Raw genomic sequence first — 20,646 nt, forward strand, 5'->3', positions numbered from 1 at the left:
GGCCACTTCTACATCCATAATGGCGACGATTCAGCCTTCGTTTGCGAACGCGGCTGAGTTCTTCAACAGCCTGCTAGTGCTCACTAACCGATCAAAGCAACGCCCCATCTTCCCATCCACATACTTGATGTGGCCTGGCAAGACTTCATCCGTCTTGCCTTGTAGCCCGGCAAAAGCGCAATTTTCGGATGCAAAGAGCACGAACCCATCATTCGTGTGCATAGCCTCCAAAGGTCGCACACCACATCGATTACGGAAGGCAATGAGATTGCCCCCTCCGTCCAGACATAGCGCACTGATGGCGCCATCGACGCGCTCATCAATCTCACGAAAGATGTTTTCGTAATCGACGGGCAGATCGTGCCGCCAATAGTTGCGCTCGCAGGATCGTTCTATCAATTTGAGCAAGAGCTCAGCATCTGTGGTGATGCCTGAGGTATGCCCCTCCGCAAGCAACTCTTCCTTAAGTTCACGGGCATTGACCAACGCACCGTCCAAAGAAATCGTCAGGTGACGGGCGCTGGGCCCATCCTTGTGAACCGGCTGAAAGTCGCCATCACCGTTGCTGCTGCGGCGGAGACTACGAATATGCGCGATTGCAACATGGGGTCTGAAATTCTGATCCCGCTCATTGCACTCAGTCGGTGCCAATTTGGCGGTTGATTGCAAGGATCTTGCAAATCGAAGACCTTTCTCGTGCATGAAAGCTGCAACACCGAAACCCGCTTGTCCGCGAAGTGCAAGCTTCGGAACCATATCCTTGAGACGATCGTAAACCGTGACCTGTGAACTGCTTAAAGGCGGGAGAAAAGCGGCAGCAACACCGGACATACGAACACTCTCGCTAAACACTCCATGTCCTCAGGAAGCGCGAGTATTGAGCTAACGCTATATGGGGACATGGTTTTGACTTCTTTAAGCAAGCCTCGTACCAGCGCTTAACAGACTCTGTTCGAGCCATCCGATCAGATAAGATCGAGAAACATCGTCAATTTGGCTAGCGGCGATGATCTCGGCTCGTCGGAATCGCGGCACGGATGTCTGGAGAACGACGCGTTCGTTCGAAAGTCGCCAAGCATTGGAGGTCAGTGCATTTCGTGGCGGGGCGCCGATGGCCAAACGATCTGCGCGCACATCAGGTTCGACCGCGCGACGAAATATTGCTCAGTGAAAGACACGAAGATCAAGGACGGATATTCTCTCACGGCATCATGCGGTGGTTAACCCGGCAAGGTCCATGACATCCGACTTGCCGGAAAGCTTCTGTCTCGTCTTAAATCCGGTTCACTCTTGCTTGCCGACCGTGGCTACGACGCCGACTGCATCAAAGAACTCGCCACGAGAAAAGGGACATGGGCTAATATCCCGCCGAAAATCAATCGCAGCAACCCGATCTGCTTCAGCCCTTATCTCTACCGAGCTCGCAACCAGGTCGAGTTGTTCTTCAACAGGATCAAACAATATCGGCGGGTAGCGACGCGCTACGACAGACTTGCCGCCAACTACCTTGCCTTCGTTCGACTCGCGTCGATCAGGCTATGGCTGCGCCTTCATGAGTCCTCTTCGTCTTAGTCGCTTCAATCGCAGCGCAGTACATGAGCGACTCCACGTCTTCGCGCCTCACTAGTCCACGTTCGATGGCGATCTCAAGAAAAGGTCGATGTTCATTGATCGCCGCTCTTACAGCCGCGGCGACACTGGCGTACCCGAACTCAGGTACCAGTGCTGTCGCTAGCGCACTCGACGCCAGCAAATTCTGCCGGGACCGCTCTTCATTTACCGTAAGCGAGCACACACACCGCTCGAGGAAGATCGTCGCCAAACGTTGAAGGAGGATGATGGACTCGATCAGGCGATCGCAAACCAGCATGTCGTAGCAATTGATCTCCAGCAGGCCGTGCTGGCAGGCCATCGCGATGGCAGCATCGTTCCCCAAGATCGCAAATGCTGCTTGGCAAACCGCTATAGGAATAACTGGGTTTACCTTGCCGGGCATAACCGAAGATCCAGCCTGGATCGCGGGCAAGGCAATTTCTCCGATAGCGCCGCCGGGACCCGACGAGAGCACAATGAGGTCATTTGCAATCTTCCAGAGGGAATTCGCTGAATTTCGAAGTTCGGCCGATAACCGCGCACACGCGTCTAAATTCTGCATCGCATCGAATGTATCGGTAGCTGGCTTGATTTCGTTACCAATCAAGGTCGACAAGTGTCGGAACACCGCCTGTTTGTAGCCAGGTTTAGAGTTAAGTCCGGTGCCAACTGCGGTACCACCGAGTGGAAGGACCAGGAGTTGGCGCCGCAACTCCTCCACTTGCTTCGCATGACGCTGTAGGACCGCCTCATATGCCCCGAATGTCTGACCGAACAACATCGGAACAGCATCCTGCAAACATGTGCGGCCAAGGCGCAAGGTTTCGGAATACTCCTTCTTCTTTTCCGAGAAGGCAGCGGCCAATTGCATCAAGGCAAGCGAAGTACCTTGCGACACACGAAAGATCGCGAGCCTTATGGCCGTCGGAAGCACGTCGTTGGTGGATTGACCGAGATTGACGTGATCGTTTGGATGGATGAAGGAGTAGTCGCCAGCTGGTTTTCCGCTCAGCCGCGTGGCCACGTTTGCGACCACTTCATTGACATTCATGTTGGAGGATGTACCACCGGAGCCTTCGAGCACATCGACAATCAAGTGAGCATCGTGCTTTCCCAAGAGGATCTCCTGGCACGCTTTGATGATGGCTTCGGCTCGCTCCGCTGAAAGCGCGCCGATCTCTTGATTGGCTCGCGCCGCAGCTTCCTTAATCATCGCCATTGCTGGGACGAACTCAGGCAGCGTCGCGATGGTACGGCCCGTTAGCGGAAAATTTTCCACAGCCCGAAGAGTATTGATGCCGTAGAGTGCGTCCGCGGGCAGCTCTCTCTCACCGAGAAGGTCTTCTTCGATGCGTATCTGCCCCATGACGACAACGCTTTCGTTTTCTTCGAGTGGCTATTGATATCAATGATGTTCATCGCCCAAGCAATTTGCGCCACGGCCGCGATCGGACAAAGGTCAATTCGTAGAGCGGCTCCGGTGAGCACCGCATTGATGATGCTTCATCGAAACCGGCCATTGTGCTCGTCCAGACAAAATGCAAGCCTTGCCGAAACTTTTCCGTCTTCCCTTGCCTGACGACAGGGGACCAGCAACATCGAACAACTCCGGACAAATGGCGCTTGCCGTCTGACAGCCTGCGGATCCTATCGCGACAGGTGTCCGCCTTAGCGTAGCGAGTATAGCGGACTCCGCAATTTTGCGATGGTTCTTCATAGGTTGATCTATGAGCGTCGACGCTCTCTTCGCGGTTAGAAGAATATCGACGTGGAGACCAACAGATTCAACGCATGTCCCGTTCGGGGGGTGTATGTGATGCTTGTCGGGTTATTGATATAGGTCAGTCCTATGCTTGAATATATGCCGGGTGCCAAATGCGCGGTATATGTTCCAGAAATCGCCGTACTGTCGCGATGCACAAGGTGTCCCTTGGCCAAGGCTGCATCCACTGCAAAGTTGCTCCACGCGGTGTTTGTGGCAACCACAGCAATCTGATCGTGTGGCCGGCTGTCAAACAGTCCTTTCGCATAAAGACGGAGCTCGTAGTACTGACTGACCCTGTTTAAGTCAGGCGGCGCGTACATCACAGAAAATCCGCCATAGATCCCGCGAGCCGCCGAGCCTTGGGCATCAGACTGCCAGAGTTGCCTGTCCGCCGCGACGTAATAAACGCTATTTGCGTTAGCTCTCGGTTGCGTCGGATACTGCAAGTCTTTGTAGCTGCTATTGTTGAAACCGGCACCTGCCCGCAACCAAGTCTCGGGCGAACCCGGCACGGCTCGGTTCTTGTAACCGGTTTCGTCAAGTAGAAGAACGCCCGCGTTGGTCGTGTCCCAATTTAGGCCGGTCGGATTTTCGGCGATCTGGGCAGATTGGCCGTCTGGACTGAGTGAACGCTGCAACGAGATCTTATTGTAGAAGCGATCACCAAAATTGTACTTCAGATTGATAGCTGGCGTTGGCGCGGCATTGTTGCTCATGCCTGCTTGGTATAGGATATTCGATGAGGCCCCAAAAACGTTTACTGCTGCGTTTCCTCCGACCACAGTTCCCACGAACTCATTTATGTTTCTGAGATAACCCATCTTGAGTTCAAGCTTGCCATCGAAAAACGTCTGATAATAGGCAAGCGTGTTAATCCCAAATCTGTCTGGGCCCCCAGGCTTCCAGGTCCAATATTGCTGCTGGGCACCTACGATAATCTGGCCATCGGGAATCCCAAAGCGGCTGAGATCATAGGTCACGATCATGAAGTTTAGGGTATTAAATGTCGGATTCTGGCCAATATATAGCTGATCGCGGATGGTGCTTCTGGCTGCATTCGGCAGGTGATTGGCCACGAATGTGTTTACTGTCCCGCCGACATAACCGATCCCGACTTCGGCCAACGCAGATCTGACGCCGCCGTAATCTTCGTCGATCGTATCGGCGGGGCCAGGAATGTTGAGCCACATGCCTTTTTCGCGCAGGTTCTCGAACCTTGCAAATGGATCGACTTTCAATTGAGTTGCTGTGTTCTTTGCAAGGACAACCGCGCTGCCAGACTTTGACGTAAGAGCGATCACTTTCTGTACGCGTGCAGAGCTACCGACGGGATGCACTACTTCTTCGGACCGGTAGCCTCGGGGCTTGATAGCATGATAGTCCTTCTTTTGAAGTCCTCCCTGAGCAATCTGAGTCGGAGTGCCGCCTTTGGGGTTAGGCACGTTGGCAGCGTGTGCCGGCGCCAAGCCGCCGATGGGACTCGCCGCGAGGGACAGCGCAACAGCAAGCCATCTCTGCGCATTGGCTTCATGAAGCGTCGTTTGTAGCGCGCTAGCCGCAAGACGATGCAATTGACCGGCCCGAAGCCTTGAGATCTTTGAAGCCTGAATACTCGAGACGGCGGAGATCGCATTGGGAGTAGACCTTCTAGATGCAGATGACGAGATAGTAGATCCCTCAGGCCCGACGGCGCAGCCAGATCTATAATGCATCCCGACTTCCTTAACGCGTGAAGAACGACTTGTTGCTGAACCACGATTGCCATGTGTTTGACGTTTGCATCAATTGCTAGGGTTGGTAGGTGACACCGGGCTCGCGAGCCATTGCTGCGCGATTCCGCTCCTCAACGCTCGAAGCTGTCGCCGCGACCAATCGTTACTCGTTTCGCTGGGATCTCGCGCGTGGATGAAAAGCTAATTCAGGTCCTGGGCTCGTCTACCGACAAAGGCACGCGCAAAGCCCATCCGACACCGTCGCCACGAGGTCAAGAAGACTGGAGTGGACCATCTGCTGGACGGGTATAACGACCGCGCTCGCCCACGCTTCTCAAGGTTAGACGCGCCTGTCGGGAGGCACTTTCAAAGCGGCAAGCCGCCATTGCTGATGGGGACGACGGCATCTTGCGACAAAGCCGATATGGCCTCACAAGAACCGGCCCTGCTTTTTATTTGAGAACGCGCGGCGCGCCGCTCGAAGACATCGTGGAAATGCGATAACGAAGCAAGCCGAATGCTGCATGCAGCAAATTGGCGAACAAAGGTAGGGTGTGCATCGACCGGATCCCGCGGCCACCCTTGTGAGGCGTTAGGCAACCTTCGGTTCCTTGGCTGCCTTGATGCGTGTTACGCTGCTCTGACCATCGATGCTGACGGGTACTTCACCGGCGACGGTGGCGCGACGAACGAGGCGATGCTGGTCGCCGTAATCGTTCACCGCGTAATGCTGCGTAGCCCGATTGTCCCAGATCGCTATATCGCCTTCCCTCCAGCTCCAGCGGACGGTATTTTCGAGAGCCGTGATATGAGACTGAAAGACATCAAACAGCTTCTGGCCGTCGTATTTTGGGATACCAACGAAATTTTGCACCAGAGCGCCGAGCACCAGCGCGCGTTCGCCGGTCTCGGGGTGCACGCGCACCACAGGATGCTCAGTCTGATAGATCGTCCTAGTGAAGACTTCGTCCAAGTGCTTTTTGTCGAGCTCGCTGACACGGTCCAGTATTGCGTAGTCAAAGGAGTTGCTGTGAACGGCCCAAAGCTTGTCTGCAAGCCGCTGCAACGGCGGTGCTAGGTCGAGGTAGGCCGCAACGGTGTTTGACCAGGCTGTGTCGCCACCGAAGGGTGGTATTACAACGCCTCGTAGCACCGCAATTTTGGGGTAGGCATCGACGAAGGTTCCATCGGTGTGCCACAAGTCGGCCCGGCTACCGGCGCGGGCAGAGTCAAGCTCGATGGTCGACGTCGTTCCCTTTATGGCACCGAGCGTTGGATGAGGTGCCAGACTTCCAAAACGAAGGGCAAAGCGCTCCTGCTCAGCATCGTCGAGATGACCCTGGTCGCGAAAGAAGATAACCTTGTGCTCCACCAGGAGCTCATTGATCGCGGCGATCGTCTGGTCCGGCAAGTCTCCCGACAGCTTGACGTTTCGGATCTCTGCGCCGATGCGCGCTGCGCGTTTGACGATGTCGGCACGAGGAATGATGCTATCCGACGATCCGGCTGCATCCATGGTGACACTCTCCAATTTGCAGGTTGTTCGCCAGACCAAGCTATTCAACTGCGACAGGAGTCGACGAACGCTAAATTGCGGACCGCAAAGCGCAAATCCGCCATAATGCGTGGCAACAGCGACGAGCTCTTGTGCTCTTCAGGCGACCTCGTAAAATTGACCGGGTCTGTCAATCCGATCAATTGCTAGCATTGGTAGTTGACCGGCCCAAAATGTCCGCACTTCGCTGGGACGTTGATGCAGATGTTGCAGTTCAGCGCCGACGAACAAGAAAACCGTCCGCCTTGGAATCGACAACGACGCTCCTCAAGGTCTCGTTGGCCGAGATCTATTTTGCTTCCTTCGTACTGTTCGATCGATGGCGATCTTGACGGCGGCGGAGGTCGACGCCATGAAGGTATAAGACGCACTTTACGACGCACTCGCACGTGTTAGGCGCGAGCTCGTCGAGCAGATCCTGCCGCGTGAAGCTTTGCGCGACGATTGCTCCGGACAGATGCGAAGGGCTCGATGCTTTCTTCGTTAAGACAGACCTGCCCGGCCAGAAGCCGCAGCAAAGGTAATCCGCAGAGGTTGACGTTACCCCTCTGGTGCAGATAATCGAAGTTGTCGAGGTTCTCCAGATCTCTCTTGATCTGGAGCTAAGAGGGAAGCCGGTGCGTCCTCGATCCGTTCAGGATTGAATCAATGCCGGCGCTGCCCCCGCAACTGTAAGCGGCGAGCCCGCATCCATACGTGTCACTGAAGCAGGCGCTTCGGGAAGGCCGGATGCAGGCGATGACTCGCGAGCCAGGAGACCTGCCCCGACAACATAATCGACCACGGGCGGGGTGTCCGGTGGTACGCCAAGCAGCAGGGCGCTTTCGCGGCCCTCCTGCCTGCGTCTCCGCCATAGCCTTTGCTCCAACCACAATGGGGTTAAAGCTATGTCTCTTCCCTCACTTCCTGTCGCAACCCTCGGCATGCCACGTATCGGGCCACGCCGCGAACTCAAACTGGCGCTCGAAGGCTACTGGGAGGGCAAGATCAACGACCGGCAGCTTCTTGAAGCTGCGGCCGGTCTTCGTGTCGCTAACTGGGCACGGCAGAATTCGCTTGGCGTCACCGTCATCCCATCGAATGATTTCTCACTCTATGACCAGGTTCTCGACACGAGCGTCATGGTTGGCGCGATTCCTAAAGCGTACGGCTGGGAGGACGGTCCGGTCTCGCTGACAACCTATTTCGCCATGGCACGGGGCTCGCAAGACCAGGAGCACGACGGTCAAGCCCATCATGGCCATGGCGCCGCTGCGCAGGAAATGACCAAGTGGTTCGATACCAATTACCACTACATGGTGCCCGAATTCCATAAAGGTCAGACCTTCAGGCTTTCCTCCCGTAAGCCGATCGAGGAATATGAGGAGGCGAAAGCCCTTGGCTATCAAACACGGCCTGTCCTGATCGGACCAGTCACCTTCCTTAAGCTCGGCAAGAGCGCCGACTTGGCGTTTGATCCGATTTCGCTGCTCGATAGCCTCGTTCCGGTCTATGTCGAGGTCCTCCAAGAACTGGCGAAACGTGGAGCCGAGTGGGTCCAGCTTGACGAGCCCTGCTTGGTGCTCGATCTGGACGAGACCACACGAAGCGCGCTGCAGCGTGTCTATCGGCGTTTCGCCAAGGAGGTGCCCGGCATCAAGATCATGCTTGCCACTTATTTCGGTGCAATTGGCGACAATCTGGCGACAGCTCTGGGGCTGCCAGTCGCCGGATTGCACGTCGATCTGGTGCGCGCTCCTCAACAATTGAGCCAGATTGAACCCGGCGCCCGCGCGGACCTCGTGATTTCACTCGGCATCATCGATGGCCGCAACGTGTGGCGCTCCGACCTGTCGGCACTCGTGGAGCGGTTCAGGCCCGTCATTGCAACGTTCGGCAAGGATCGCGTGCAGCTGGCGCCGTCCTGCTCACTCCTTCATGTCCCAATCGACCTTGAGCTGGAGACCGATCTCGATTCTGATGTAAAGAGCTGGCTTGCCTTCTCGGTTCAGAAGATCGGCGAGCTCGCGACCTTGGCAAAAGCGCTCGCGGTCGACGGAAAGGTCGTTGCCGCCGCGTTTGCCGAATCGGACTTTGCGGCGACGGCCCGCCGAGCTTCGCCAAAGATCCATGACACGGCCGTTGCCCAGCGTACGGCGGCGATTGATGCGGTTATGCGCCGCCGCAATAGCGCTTTTGAGAGCCGCGCCGAGCTTCAGCGCAAGCGTTTCGGCCTGCCGCTTTTCCCAACGACCACGATCGGGTCGTTCCCGCAGACGGCAGAAGTCCGCACTGCTCGCGCCGCGCGTGCCAAGGGAAAGTTAACAGACGCGCAATATGAACAATTCCTGAAGGATGAAACGGCTCGCGCCGTCCGATGGCAGGAAGACATCGGGCTCGACGTGCTCGTACACGGCGAGTTCGAGCGCAACGATATGGTCCAGTATTTCGCTGAGCAGCTCTCCGGGTTCCTATTTACTAAGCACGGCTGGGTGCAATCTTATGGCTCCCGTTACGTTCGCCCTCCGATCTTATTCGGCGATGTCTCCCGGCCGAAGGCGATGACCGTCGAATGGTGGAGCTACGCGCAATCGCTGACCAGGAAGCCTGTGAAGGCCATGCTTACGGGGCCGGTGACGATCCTGAATTGGTCGTTCGTCCGTGACGACATTCCGCGCAGCGAGGCCTGCCGTCAGATCGCGCTCGCGATCCGGGACGAGGTCGCCGACCTCGAAAAGGCGGGCGCGACCATGATCCAAATCGACGAGGCAGCGCTACGCGAAGGTTTGCCGCTCCGTCGATCCGACTGGAAGGCCTATCTCGACTGGGCCGTGGAGAGCTTCCGCATCTGCTCCTCTGGTGTTGCCGACGCAACGCAGATCCATACCCATATGTGCTATTCGGAGTTCAATGCCATCATTGATGGAATCGCCGCGATGGACGCTGATGTCATCTCGATCGAAACCTCCCGTTCTAAGATGGAACTGCTCGATGCATTCACCGCCTTCAAATACCCGAACGACATCGGCCCCGGCGTCTATGACATCCACTCGCCGCGCGTGCCCGAAGCCACTGAGATGAAGGATCTCATCGCGCTGGCCCGCCAACGGCTGTCGGACTCACAGCTCTGGATCAATCCGGATTGCGGTCTGAAGACTCGTCAATGGGAGGAAGTCCGTCCGGCGCTCATCAACATGGTTGCAGCGGCCCGCGAACTACGCGAGGCGGGCTGACGACAGCGTGACCTTGCGCCTGCAACAGCTCCTGCAGCAGCTTCTCCGGCGGGATTGGCGGCCGTCCAATCGACGAATAGAGCGCGACACACTCGCGCTCAAGGCTCGAACGCGTCTCCTTGACCATCCTCCGGGTTACTCGCAGCGGATGATCACGTCGCCCTCGCCTAGCTCTTACTGGCTCGACGGATAAGGCTGAATACTTCCATGGACATCGACGAAGGCGGGCCTTTTCTTGCTAGGCGGCGCTTAATGGAGGTTAGCGGCCGCTCCGCTAGCACAAACAATTATAGATCAGATTGTATATTCACTAAAACGTCGCCGGCCACGATTTCGGGGTCTCCAAGCTCAAGGTCATGCAGGCTCGCTTGAACAAACTCCAACACCTTCTGATTGGCCGCAATGGCGCTTTCGCGATCCTCGAAGATCATAACAGCGACACAGATACCTTCGCCTGCATCCAACACGTAGTAAGATCTGAAACCATGCGCTTCCCTTAGGATCTGACCGATACCGCTTTTGGCGCGGCGAGCAGCATCCGCAACCGAACGAACTTTGAGGTACTTGCGAATGACCATGTACATCGAAGCGCCTCGACTTTCAGTTCCACCTCACCCATCAAAGCCCATCGAGCCGCGCTTGGACGAGCTCCCACTCCCGCTGTGGCCACAACGCCCGCCCAAAGGGCCTGCGCTAGGGATTGTTAGTGGGCGACTGAGAGTGAGCCGACCCGCCTCGTTGCCGTACATGATGGCCCAGAGCTGCGGACAGCTCAACCAAAGCCGGCCGGTTACGTGTCAGCCGCTCGCAACTGAAGAACCCCATCATTCTGCCTCACAGAGCTAAAATTCCAGACGTTGATCACAACTCAACCTGTTAGCGCTATCACAATCCACTACCCGTTTAAATTGCCTACGTAAAGTTTTATGATTGAGCCGCTCCGCTACTGGAGCGATATGGAGTCGGAAATGTCTCAAGCAAAGTGGAAATTGACGAACTGGATGGCCGCGGCCTGCCTAGGCCTGTTCCTGGCGGCGCCTGCATCGGCGCAGCCGATCTGGACCTGGACCAACCAATACGGCTCGACTCTGGCGGTTGACAATTATAATGCCAACACAGGTGCGATTTCCGGCACTTACACCAACAATGCGAGCAATAGCTGCGATGAAGGTGCCCCTCAGGCGATGACGGGCTGGCTTGCGCGGTCTAATAGTGGCACGGCGATCAGCTTTTCGGTGAATTTTGCGGGCTGCGGGTCGACAACCGTATGGACGGGACAGCTGAACACTGCATCGGGATTTCAGGGGCTCTGGCTACTTTCACTCGCCGAACCGGTGATCTGGAATGGCATCAGCGCAGGCGCGGACACTTTCACCTTCGCAAGCGGCGACAAATCGAAATTGCTGTCCGCCGTCGGAGAGACGGCCAAGAGCGGTTCAGGCGAGAAGCTCTCGAATACAAAGAATCGCAAATGACCTGATCTGCCACGTGGCGAAGGAAGGAATGCCAAAACCCTGATCTTTCCCGCCCTCCTCTGCGCCGACGTTCGCTCTGGCTCAACCACGCATTTGGTATGGATCTCGAGATCGAAGTCTTGCCGAGCCTGAATGCCTGAACTGTTCAGGCTCGGCTTTATTCATTGGAGATACGCGCCGACTGAGCGTATCGTAGATCCAATGTGCGAACTAGTCTGCGAGAAATGGATCATTGGTTGCAGCTCAAACCGCCACCAATTAGCAAGACGCAGGAGCTGGCCGCATTCTGAATTTCCGTCCCAATCTAAAGTTTCCAGATTGCAATACGTTCGCTTGCATCGGGAGCGGGCATCGAGATCGCCTTCAAATTCGCGTGTCGCCAGGATCGAGTTGCGTCAGAGGACGTCGGTCCAAAAGCCGGTCAAGCCAAGACGGTCATAGCAAGAGCGTTCCACCAAATAGAATGAATTCATGTGCCTAGCGGTTCGTTGCCGGCACGCCATTCCTTGCCACCGATATGTCCTCGATCAGTTTACCACTCCGATCAACGTAGGCGATCCAGGATTCGCGTGCGATCTCATTCAGCGGGTCCTTCACCGCAGACACCGCATTTCGGTACACTTTAACGGGAAAGTCCTCTATAGGCGCTCGGTCAGCGAGCAACGTCAGTATGGTACAGGACCACCAGTCTAAGGCTGCCGGCGATGCCCGTTGCAACAATTAGCACGATTGCCATTGCGACCAAGCCAATGTCAAAGGATCCCGTCCTATCCTTAAGGAAGCCGACCATGTATGGGCCAACGAAGGCTCCAAAAGCACCAATGGAATTGATGAATGCGATGCCTCCGGCGGCAGCGGCGCCAGTAAGGAAACTCTGCGGGATCGTGTAGAGGATTGTTCGTGCCGAGATCGTTCCGATCAGAGCGAGCGTCATGCATATGAGCGCCGGCACGAGCGAGGTGAGTACGACCGAAAAGACGAGTCCGGTGGCGCCAAGCATCAATGCGGCGATCAGATTATAGATTTTTTGCCCCTTACGATCGACAAGGCGCGCCCAGAACAACATGCCTATTGTCACAAATAAATAGGGCACTGCCGAGAGCCAACCGACCTGCATATTGCTCAAGTTGCGGCTCTTTAGGATCAGAGGGAGCCACATACCGATCCCATAAGTGCCGATCGTGAAAGCGAAGGTAATGCCCGTCAACATCAGCACGCGGACGTCCTTCATCGCCGCCAACAGATCCTTTTTGACCTTGCTGTACTTCTCCCTTGCGAGTTCATCCAGCAGCGCGTCCCGCTCTCGGGGCGTCAGCCACGAGGCCCTGTCAGGCGTGTCGGCTAGCAGAACGAGACATAGGACTCCGAGCAGACAGGCCGGAAGACCTTCGATCAGGAACATCCACTGCCAGCCGGCCAATCCCCACACTCCATCCATTCCCAATAGCGAAGCCGATAGTGGATTGCCGATCAACGAAGACAGCGGTGTTGCTGCCATGAACCAGGCGAGGACGCCTGTCCGCGATCGCTCTGGAAACCAGATGGAAATGTACCAGATGACACCGGGGAAAAAGCCTGATTCGAACAGGATCCCGTAGAAGCTGTATGGTCCTACGGCGAATGCCGTCGCCGCGGCTGCAAGACCCCAGGTTATCATGATGCGGGCGAGCCAACGGCGCGCACCGAAGCGGTACATCATCATGTTGCTGGGAACTTCCAGCAGGCAGTAACTAAAGAAGAGCGTCCCGGCACCCCAGCCGAACTGGGCGGCACTTAAGCCGATGGCTTCGTTCATCTGCAGCGCAGCGATGCCGACGCTGGTCCGGTCGAGGTCGTTGACGAAATAACCCAGGCCCAAAAGTGGCACGAGCCGCCGCGTGTTCTTGCTGACAGCGCTCGCGACCAAACCAGACCTTGCCTCGTCATGACACTGGGGGGCAGCGGCGTCCAACAATTCGTTCTGCTCCTGCAATTGGTCACTGACCAGACGCCGATTCTTGCTTAGGTGCTTGAGCTGCACGGCGAAATCAGCCCAAAACTTTGGGAATCACTGCCGCAATCGAGAGCATCGGATCGGCTATCCGCGCTATTTGCGTGGCGCGAGCCCAAGCATTGCCCGAGCTTCCACTGCGGTGGCGGGCTCGTACCCAAGTTCTCGGATAATCCTAACCGTCTTCTCGACCAGCCGCACGTTCGTGGCAAGTATGCCTTGTTCGAGATAAAGGTTGTCCTCCAGGCCGACACGAACGTGGCCGCCTGCGAGCACCGCATGAGTTGTTGCGAGCACTTGTGCTCGACCGACGCCGCTAACGCAAAACATAGCTCCTTTGGGAAGATTCCCGATGAGCATATTGAGGATCTGCGGCGTGTACGGCAATCCGCCCTGAATTCCGCGATCGGCACCAAGAACGAAGTTGATCCAATAGGGAGGCTTGTCGAAGCCCTTATTGATCAGGCGTATGGGATCTTGAAGAAGATGGGAAAGCGAGAAACATTCCCATTCAGGTTTGATGCCCTTCTTTTGGAATCGTTTTGCCATGATGTCGCAGCGGCTGGGCGAGGTGTTAACGACAATCGCGCGGTCGCCAAAGCAGGCTAGAACGGTGTGGGCGTCAAATGTCGCCATGTCAGCACCGGCCTCGAGGCCTTTTAGACGCTGTTCGAATACAACCTCATCGAGACCGGGCTCTATGGATCGCACCATATCTCCATCAATGCCCCCGCCCGTGCTGTTGTTGATGATGATGCCGCACTTTGCGAGGATCCGGGAGTTGATGTCCTGGTATATTTCCGGATTACAGGTCGCGCCATCGTCCGGCCTGCGCGCATGCAGCGCCACGATAGATGCACCCGCATCGTAGCACCGGTACACATCCTCGGCGATTTCGTTAGGCTGCGTCGGCAGGTGTGGGTTTTGCGATTTTTTCACCACACCTCCCGTCGGGGCGATCGTGACGATGACCTTGCTCTCAAATTTCATACTGCGTCTCCTTTCGAGGGCTTAAGTCATAGGTGGGAGCCGTCCAGCTCGCGTCGATAGGTGAGCGGCAACCACGGCGTTTGGTCGAAATCGGCATTGTTCTGGTCAATCCGTTTCCGTATTGGGTTCGATTTCGGCATACGCGATGCCCGTGAAATTGCCCTGGGACCAAAGGACATTGCGTTTATTCCCTCCATCAAGATCGGCGGAATAGATCGAGCCGGCGAGGTCGGTGATGAACATCTGGTTGCCGGGAACGTCGAGTGCGATGCCGATTCCCTCCATCAGATGAGTGATCAGAATTTCCGGCTCCGTCTTCGAGTCGACGCTTGCGCGACTGGCTGTGTTGCCTCGCGGAGGGTCGCCGCGGTCCATCCAGTAGAGGACGCGGTGCGCGAGATCGAATTCAAGGTGAATTGGTTCCGGCAAGCCATCGAACAATAGCTCGATATCGGAGCGGTTTGCTGGGCTCTCATCCTCCGGCATGTCGATGTTGGCGCGGAAGATTCGGCCCAGGCCGCCATTGTCCGGACCCTTTTGCGTCCAGTAAATCTGGTGACGCGCGGTGTCGATGGTGACGCCAATGCACCATCTGGTCGGATCGCGCCGGTCCACGTCACCGCGGCCCGCCTCGATGAGCGTCTCTATTGCAGAGCCATCGAGATTACACCGCATAACCCGCATCCCTTCGCGGTCGACCAGTACAGCTTGCCACCTTTTTGATCGAGCTGAATCTGCTTCGGCGTGAATGTGGCGCCGCGCGGAACGACGACTTTGCGAGCACTTCCATCGATATCGGCGCGCTCGATCGAACCATCGTTCACGGCAACACCGGAGCCCATATTGGTCCAATAGATGTGACCCGCGCCGACATCGATGGCGATTCCGTCAGGAAGCTGACAATCCGTAACAATAACTTTTCGATCGGAACCATCTGGATTCATCCTTGAATACGGTTGGTGCTCACCTCGAGAAAGAATAACCGACGAACTGCGATCGGCGCGTCGGACGAGAGTTGCGATTTGACCGCACTAGCGTCGGTCATGGAATTCTCCCTCACGGCTTGAGGTGGTGTCGCATATGTTTGGCTTATGATTGCCTTCCAAGCCGCAACAGCGATTGCCGATCCGAATCTGACTTGTGCTGGCAACGGATAGGGTACGCGCTCTCGATAGTTAGTGTTGATACGCCGAAGCATCTCGCGTGCACGCACTACTGCGGACCAATCAGGCAGATCTGCACGGTAAGCAGTGGAGCAAGGGCCGAGCAACTGCCAAACCATTCTTGCGGCAGATGGTCGTTTGACGCTTCCACGACACGCCACGTGGCATCGGCGCTGCTGCGCGATCCTTACTTGCGAAGGTCAGTATTGCGAGCCCCGTCACTCCAGTGGTAGTTCACGCGAACCAACCCGATGTCAACGTCTTGACCGATGCGGGCGGTCCCTGCACGAGCGCTCGCTGGAGCGCCTGTGAAACCGCTTGAGAAAAAGAAGTCGACATCCCGACGGCCCATGAACAAGTGGTCGTACTCAACGCCGATAGACCAATTCGGAGCGAAGCCGAATTCAACACCCGCGCCAACCGCACCGCCCCAACGAATTTCGCTGCCATTGTCGATTGTCAGCTCGCTCGCAAGATCGAAGACCCGGTATTTGTCGCGGACGGCTGCAGCGCCACCCTTCATATAGAGCAGCACGTTATTCCAGGCATAGCCGACCTGACCCGTGAACAGGCCAAATGCATTAATTTTTGATTCATCTTTGACGCCTGCGAAGGCGAGGTTGGTGTTGGAGCCCTTGAAATCGGCCCAGTTGCCCTGCGCCTCAAGGCCGAACACCCAGTTCGCCGCCTGCCATCGATAGCCGATTTGACCGCCGGCGGTGCCTCCTGTCGCACTATGGCATCCCATGATGAGCGGCGGAGCGACGACCAAGCCGCCAGCATTGACGACGTCCCAGCACTGATGCGCGGAGCCTCCACCTCCATCAATGCCGGCGTAGAAGCCGGTCCAATCGTAGACCCGAGTGACCGTTGCGAGCGCTTTGACGTGGGGCCGCACCGTCAGATCAGCGGCGGAGACTGAAGCGGCCATCGCAATCAGGGCAACTATGCCCAGCAGCATTTCTTTCATTCTTTTTGGCTCCGTTCCGTGGTTCGCTTGATCGTCTATCGGTCACGATAGCCATGTGTTCGTCCTCTCCATCAATTGACAAGGTTGGTAGTTGACTGCATCGCAGGCAATATCAAATCTGCCGCAACAGCCCCGCAACTTCATGAGTAGGTCGATAAGCCCGGGGGCGAAGTTCTGCCCTAGACAGGCGCCGCACAAGGGCGTTCGCAGAACCGAAAGGTCGGGAGCTGGGCAGTACCCCATCGGTACGAATATCGCGGTCCAGGCGGTCGCGTCATTTTAGGATCGTCACCTCTGTCCGGTTGAAGACATGGATGTCGAGCCTGACGAAGGTCTCCAGCAGCGGTGGCTGCAAAACACGAGATTTTCTCTTCACAGAGGGACGCGCGCAACCTCGTTAGTGGCACGGCGATTGCTGGGATGGATTAGAGGTGATGGCACCGGTGCGCTCCTACAGTCTTCCCAAGGGTCCAGATGAGGCCAGCCCGATTGATGAACGAAAGCTATTCTGGTGTCCTCTGTCAGATCGGCAGAAGTGCTTGGCGCGGCGCCGAGCTGAGCGATCATGCTGCTGTGCAACGGGCCTGAGAGCGCACCGCGCGGCGCATGCTGCACGTTTCGACGCGGGCATCCCATCGGCCCCCTTTCTCATCCTGGACGATTCGAGCGCCGGCGCTAGCAATCAAAACTCAGGAGATGGTGATGACGAAGGAAGATGGACTCAACGATGACATAGGCATTGCTACAGGCGCATTTCAGGACTTTGCCAAGCGAGCCATTGAGACGCAGACGGAGTTCTCGAAAAGAGCTTTCGATATCTATTGTCATTGGCAGGAACGAATTCAAACCGAATCAACACAGGCGATGGAGCTCTTCGGGAAAGTCACTTCCACGAACTCCGCAACCGATCAGATCCGTTTTCTTCAGGTCTGGATGAAAGGCGCCACGCAGCGGGCCTCGCAGGACGTGATCTATTCCATTGAAACCGCAAAACTTCTCGCGAATATTGAACTTCCACTCTTCGTCGGCTCTGAGCTGTTCAAGCCTGCAGTCCTCTTCCCTCTCTTGACGACGCTCAACTTGCCAGCGGGCGCTGGCATTAACTTTCATTGTGGTTCCTGGCAGCTGCCGACCCTGCGGATTGAAGGAGGTCGACCGGAACGATGAAGATTGGATTTCCCGACCAATAGGCCATGGGGATGGAGAGCTTCTTCGCTCGAAGCAGCGTAAGGCTGGCCGTGACGCTGGCAAATATTGTGCGTTCCGATTTTTCCTTCCTCCAACGCTAGAAAGGCCATCAGCATCCGTTCGGCTCGGCTATAACCGTCCGACAAACGGGAGCGAGTGCGCATTACCGGGGTAAGCCAAAGCCCCGTGGTCGCATTACGGGCGCGCTCTACGCTGATATTCTTCGGACCAATCGCATGTCGGCAACGACCGAAATCCAACTATCTTGTCTCCCGGCCGTCCTGCCGCTTGCGGCACATCGAACCAGGAGTGCAAATGACCAAGAACTCCAAAGCCGAAGACCAAGACCTTCGACGCTAGGAAGAGCTCAATGTCGAATTTGTCGCGGATCTGACACCGGACGACTCGTCCTCCGCGAGCTAGAGAAAGCCGGCGGGTACCCTCACCGATCGGCACCTCCACCACGAACGAAAAAAGCGGACGTTGGCAAATGTGCGTCGTTGCGGTCGACTGTTATGTTCAGGACGCTTGTTAGCTTTTTGCTAACTCCGCACGGCGACCATCGACGTCCCGATGATGCCCTTCGACGCCAATTGCGCGATCTCGGTGCCGGAGAGCCCTAGAAGTCCTGTTAGGATCTCGCTGTTGTGCTCTCCCAGAGTTGGCGCTGCCATGCGGATCGCAAGAGGCCGAGAACCATCCCAAATCGGCATTGACGGCTGTGGATGCACGCCAGTGAACGCACGTTCCACTTTCTGCAGAAATGCACGCGACCGGAGATGCGGGTCCGTAAGCAGGTCAGTTGGCTGCCGGGCTACGCCAGCCGCAATTCCTTCCGCCTGCAACATCGACATCGCCTGCTCGGCATCGCGGGTGAGCGTCCAGGCCTCGATGACCTTCTCTATCTCATCCTCGATGCCGCGGCGCGCTTCCGCAGATTGCAGCGATGCGTCTTTCGACCAGTCTGCCCGTCCAATGATAATGGCAAGCCTCTGCCACATGGTCTCGTCGCTCACCGCTACCATGACCCAGCTGTCCTCACCTGCGCACCGGAAGCAGCCATGCGGCACGAACTGCGGATGTCGAGTACCATACCTAGGTGGCGGCACGCCGCCGATCGATTGAACGGTGATCCAAGGCGCCGCAAACGGCATCATGCATTCGATTTGCGACAGGTCAATGAACTGTCCTAGCCCGGTATCGCGGGCGTGAATCAGCGCGACCAGGACCGCTGCGCAGCCGTTCAACCCACCGACGGCATCCCCAAAGGCAACGTGGCTCATCACGGGAGGGCCGTCCGGATTTCCGACTACCATCGGCAGCCCAGAGCCCTGCTCGAGGGTCGAGCCGTAGGCCCGACAATCGCGATTGAGGCTGTTTGCTCCAAAAGCTGACATCGACAACATGACAAGCCGAGGATTGAGCGTTCGAAGCACCTCGTAGCCAAGCCCGAGCTTTGGCAGCACGTCAACCGAATAATTGTCTACGACGACGTCGGCTCCCGCCAGAAGACGCTTGGCAAGAGCGAGTCCTTGGGGCTGCGTGAGATCGAGCGTGATGCCTCGCTTGTTGCGGTTCATGACGCAGAAGGCCGGCGTCTTTTCGTACATCTGAGCGTCGATGTAAGCAGGCCGTCGGTCAACACCGCGCCACCAATCGGGGTACTTGGTGGACTCGATCTTGATGACGTCTGCACCAAGATCAGCCAGAGTGCGCGTGCACAACGGACCTGCCCAGCCCATCGTGAAGTCAATGACGCGGATCCCACGCAAGGGCTGCCGTCCGGCATCAACGCACCTGGACGTCTGCGACATAGCCAAGGATCGCTGCTTTGGGATGTCCGCAAAAGTTTGCTGCTCGCCCGGTTCCGGAACCTTGCCGCCTCGTCGCGGCGGCGTCATGGTGAGCCGCTGCATCGATCCGGCGGTCATGCCTTCTTCTTGGCCAAGCACGACAGGCACGGTTGCGCCGCGCACCTTTTTTTCGGTATCGCGCAGCAGATCGGACATATCGGGTACTGGCACGATCGGGATCTTCCGCTTGCGTCCCTCCGCAAACCACTCCTGCGCTGTCCGCGCTTTCAGCCTCGGCACGAACTGTTGTTCGATCCTCTCAATGTGCTTCAATCGCTCTTCGCCGAGGACCAGAGCCGGATTGTCGCGCAGTTCGGACAGGCCGAGCATATCGCAGAATGCGCGCCATTGTGCCGGTGTGAACGTCGTCACACCGAGCCATCCTTTCCTGGTCTCGTAAATGCCGCCCGGAAAAACCGGCCAGAAGCGATTAACGCCAATCCGGCGCATGACCTCGCCGCGCGCCGATGCCTCGAACATGAGATATTCGCTAAGAGCCAGGCTCGATTCGAAGATACTGACCGACCACGACGCCCCTGCTTCCCCCTTCGTTCGCGCAACCGCCGAAGAAGCCGCGGCGATGAACCCCCACAAACCGCCGAGGATACCGGTCTGGAAATCTGGTGCGTGCAACGGCGGGCCCTCGACTGGTCCGACCAGCTTGACGAGGCCGGCGAGCGCGCGGATGGTGGCATCGGTTGCGGCAAATCCTGCATAAGGACCCTCGCTGCCGAACCAGCTCGCCTCGAGGCAGATCAATCTGGATCGCCGCTGGCGGATCGCGGCGATGTCAATGGGTGGGCAATCCGCTGCATCAACGTCCCTGCCGTCAATGAGTATATCGCAGTTTTCGATCATCGCAGTCAGCCGGGCGATCGCATTGGGGGCAGCGGGGTCGATGATCGTGCTTGACTTGTTGAAGTTCAGGAACGCGAACCAAGCGCTCTGCCCCATCGGAGTGAGCGGCGCACAGTCGCGAAGTGGATCGCCCGCCGGCGGTTCGACCTTCTGAACATCCGCGCCGAAGTCGGCCAACAATCGCGCGCAATAGCTAGTTGCCGCCGAACTGCCAATCTCGACGACCCGAAGATCTGACAGCACTCCCATCACGGCTCCATTTTCCCAGATAAAGGGGCCATCAATCGGGAACTCTCGCAATCGCTCGCATCCGATTCGTCTT

At 56.9% G+C, this 20,646-nt stretch carries 14 protein-coding genes, 2 pseudogenes and 1 riboswitch; of the genes and pseudogenes, 4 read left to right on the top strand and 12 right to left on the bottom strand.

The window, feature by feature from the left end; translation table 11 throughout:
* Positions 1 to 30 precede the first annotated feature (30 nt).
* Complete coding sequence (locus SO140_RS28585; protein WP_498543467.1) at positions 31 to 831, bottom strand: class II glutamine amidotransferase; 801 nt, start codon at positions 829 to 831, stop codon at positions 31 to 33.
* Positions 832 to 1,224: 393 nt separating this feature from the next.
* Between SO140_RS28585 and SO140_RS28590 the strand changes: the two are divergent.
* Positions 1,225 to 1,572 (top strand): annotated as a pseudogene (locus SO140_RS28590) (transposase); the annotation flags it as partial.
* On the opposite strand, the gene SO140_RS28595 reads toward SO140_RS28590, so the two are convergent.
* The 3 genes from SO140_RS28595 to SO140_RS28605 form a co-directional block, all read right to left on the bottom strand.
* The gene (locus SO140_RS28595) at positions 1,532 to 2,959 is read right to left on the bottom strand and encodes an aspartate ammonia-lyase (RefSeq protein ID WP_498543468.1); all 1,428 of its coding nucleotides are present in this window, start codon (positions 2,957 to 2,959) and stop codon (positions 1,532 to 1,534) included. The pseudogene SO140_RS28590 and the gene SO140_RS28595 overlap by 41 nt on opposite strands.
* A 386-nt stretch (positions 2,960 to 3,345) precedes the next feature.
* On the bottom strand, positions 3,346 to 4,929 hold the full coding sequence (locus tag SO140_RS28600; protein WP_498543469.1) for a carbohydrate porin: 1,584 nt from the start codon (positions 4,927 to 4,929) through the stop codon (positions 3,346 to 3,348).
* A 733-nt stretch (positions 4,930 to 5,662) separates the two neighbouring features.
* Positions 5,663 to 6,586 carry a TauD/TfdA dioxygenase family protein gene (locus SO140_RS28605; RefSeq protein WP_498543470.1) on the bottom strand — a complete coding sequence of 308 codons (924 nt, stop codon included), beginning with the start codon at positions 6,584 to 6,586 and terminating at the stop codon, positions 5,663 to 5,665.
* Positions 6,587 to 7,181: 595 nt separating this feature from the next.
* A riboswitch (cobalamin riboswitch) is annotated at positions 7,182 to 7,406 on the top strand.
* A gap of 106 nt (positions 7,407 to 7,512) precedes the next feature.
* Between SO140_RS28605 and metE the strand changes: the two genes are divergently transcribed.
* On the top strand, positions 7,513 to 9,837 hold the full coding sequence (gene metE, locus SO140_RS28610) for a 5-methyltetrahydropteroyltriglutamate--homocysteine S-methyltransferase (protein WP_498543471.1): 2,325 nt from the start codon (positions 7,513 to 7,515) through the stop codon (positions 9,835 to 9,837).
* Positions 9,838 to 9,859: 22 nt separating this feature from the next.
* Here the strand turns inward: metE and SO140_RS28615 are convergent.
* Both SO140_RS28615 and SO140_RS28620 read right to left on the bottom strand, forming a co-directional pair.
* A pseudogene (locus tag SO140_RS28615) lies at positions 9,860 to 10,003 on the bottom strand (transposase); the annotation flags it as partial.
* Between the two features lie 121 nt (positions 10,004 to 10,124).
* Positions 10,125 to 10,421, bottom strand: coding sequence for a hypothetical protein (locus tag SO140_RS28620; RefSeq protein ID WP_498543472.1), 297 nt, complete (start codon positions 10,419 to 10,421; stop codon positions 10,125 to 10,127).
* 342 nt (positions 10,422 to 10,763) lie between these two features.
* Here SO140_RS28620 and SO140_RS28625 point away from each other — a divergent pair, with 342 nt between their 5' ends.
* Positions 10,764 to 11,312 carry an avidin/streptavidin family protein gene (locus tag SO140_RS28625; protein ID WP_449379876.1) on the top strand — a complete coding sequence of 183 codons (549 nt, stop codon included), beginning with the start codon at positions 10,764 to 10,766 and terminating at the stop codon, positions 11,310 to 11,312.
* Positions 11,313 to 11,964: 652 nt separating this feature from the next.
* On the opposite strand, the gene SO140_RS28630 is transcribed toward SO140_RS28625, so the two are convergent.
* The 5 genes from SO140_RS28630 to SO140_RS28650 all read right to left on the bottom strand — a co-directional run bounded on the left by SO140_RS28630 (position 11,965) and on the right by SO140_RS28650 (position 16,425).
* Positions 11,965 to 13,332, bottom strand: a complete 1,368-nt coding sequence (locus SO140_RS28630; protein WP_498543473.1) for an MFS transporter — start codon at positions 13,330 to 13,332, stop codon at positions 11,965 to 11,967.
* Between the two features lie 66 nt (positions 13,333 to 13,398).
* On the bottom strand, positions 13,399 to 14,292 hold the full coding sequence (locus tag SO140_RS28635; RefSeq protein WP_498543474.1) for a beta-keto acid cleavage family enzyme: 894 nt from the start codon (positions 14,290 to 14,292) through the stop codon (positions 13,399 to 13,401).
* A 105-nt stretch (positions 14,293 to 14,397) separates the two neighbouring features.
* Positions 14,398 to 14,907 (bottom strand): hypothetical protein, encoded by a 510-nt coding sequence (locus SO140_RS28640; protein ID WP_498543475.1) that lies wholly within the window; start codon positions 14,905 to 14,907, stop codon positions 14,398 to 14,400.
* Between the two features lie 29 nt (positions 14,908 to 14,936).
* Positions 14,937 to 15,236 carry a hypothetical protein gene (locus SO140_RS28645; RefSeq protein ID WP_498543476.1) on the bottom strand — a complete coding sequence of 100 codons (300 nt, stop codon included), beginning with the start codon at positions 15,234 to 15,236 and terminating at the stop codon, positions 14,937 to 14,939.
* A 406-nt stretch (positions 15,237 to 15,642) separates the two neighbouring features.
* Positions 15,643 to 16,425: an outer membrane protein gene (locus SO140_RS28650; protein ID WP_498543477.1), complete on the bottom strand. Its 783-nt coding sequence runs from the start codon at positions 16,423 to 16,425 to the stop codon at positions 15,643 to 15,645.
* Positions 16,426 to 17,127: 702 nt separating this feature from the next.
* Here SO140_RS28650 and SO140_RS28655 point away from each other — a divergent pair.
* Positions 17,128 to 17,592, top strand: a complete 465-nt coding sequence (locus SO140_RS28655; RefSeq protein WP_498541165.1) for a hypothetical protein — start codon at positions 17,128 to 17,130, stop codon at positions 17,590 to 17,592.
* Between the two features lie 563 nt (positions 17,593 to 18,155).
* On the opposite strand, the gene SO140_RS28660 is transcribed toward SO140_RS28655, so the two are convergent.
* Entirely contained in the window at positions 18,156 to 20,573 is a 2,418-nt protein-coding gene (locus tag SO140_RS28660; protein ID WP_498543511.1) for a CaiB/BaiF CoA-transferase family protein, read from the bottom strand.
* Positions 20,574 to 20,646 lie beyond the last annotated feature (73 nt).

The organism is Bradyrhizobium sp. UFLA05-108, assembly GCF_059803455.1.

Bases quoted from the DNA above. Each gene is read 5' to 3' on its own strand.
- SO140_RS28620 (WP_498543472.1), bottom strand. From the start codon at position 10,421: ATGTACATGGTCATTCGCAAGTACCTCAAAGTTCGTTCGGTTGCGGAT.
- SO140_RS28635 (WP_498543474.1), bottom strand. From the start codon at position 14,292: ATGAAATTTGAGAGCAAGGTCATCGTCACGATCGCCCCGACGGGAGGT.
- SO140_RS28625 (WP_449379876.1), top strand. From the start codon at position 10,764: ATGATTGAGCCGCTCCGCTACTGGAGCGATATGGAGTCGGAAATGTCT.
- SO140_RS28605 (WP_498543470.1), bottom strand. From the start codon at position 6,586: ATGGATGCAGCCGGATCGTCGGATAGCATCATTCCTCGTGCCGACATC.
- SO140_RS28650 (WP_498543477.1), bottom strand. From the start codon at position 16,425: ATGAAAGAAATGCTGCTGGGCATAGTTGCCCTGATTGCGATGGCCGCT.
- SO140_RS28585 (WP_498543467.1), bottom strand. From the start codon at position 831: ATGTCCGGTGTTGCTGCCGCTTTTCTCCCGCCTTTAAGCAGTTCACAG.
- SO140_RS28595 (WP_498543468.1), bottom strand. From the start codon at position 2,959: ATGGGGCAGATACGCATCGAAGAAGACCTTCTCGGTGAGAGAGAGCTG.
- SO140_RS28645 (WP_498543476.1), bottom strand. From the start codon at position 15,236: ATGAATCCAGATGGTTCCGATCGAAAAGTTATTGTTACGGATTGTCAG.
- metE (WP_498543471.1), top strand. From the start codon at position 7,513: ATGTCTCTTCCCTCACTTCCTGTCGCAACCCTCGGCATGCCACGTATC.
- SO140_RS28660 (WP_498543511.1), bottom strand. From the start codon at position 20,573: ATGGGAGTGCTGTCAGATCTTCGGGTCGTCGAGATTGGCAGTTCGGCG.
- SO140_RS28655 (WP_498541165.1), top strand. From the start codon at position 17,128: ATGACGAAGGAAGATGGACTCAACGATGACATAGGCATTGCTACAGGC.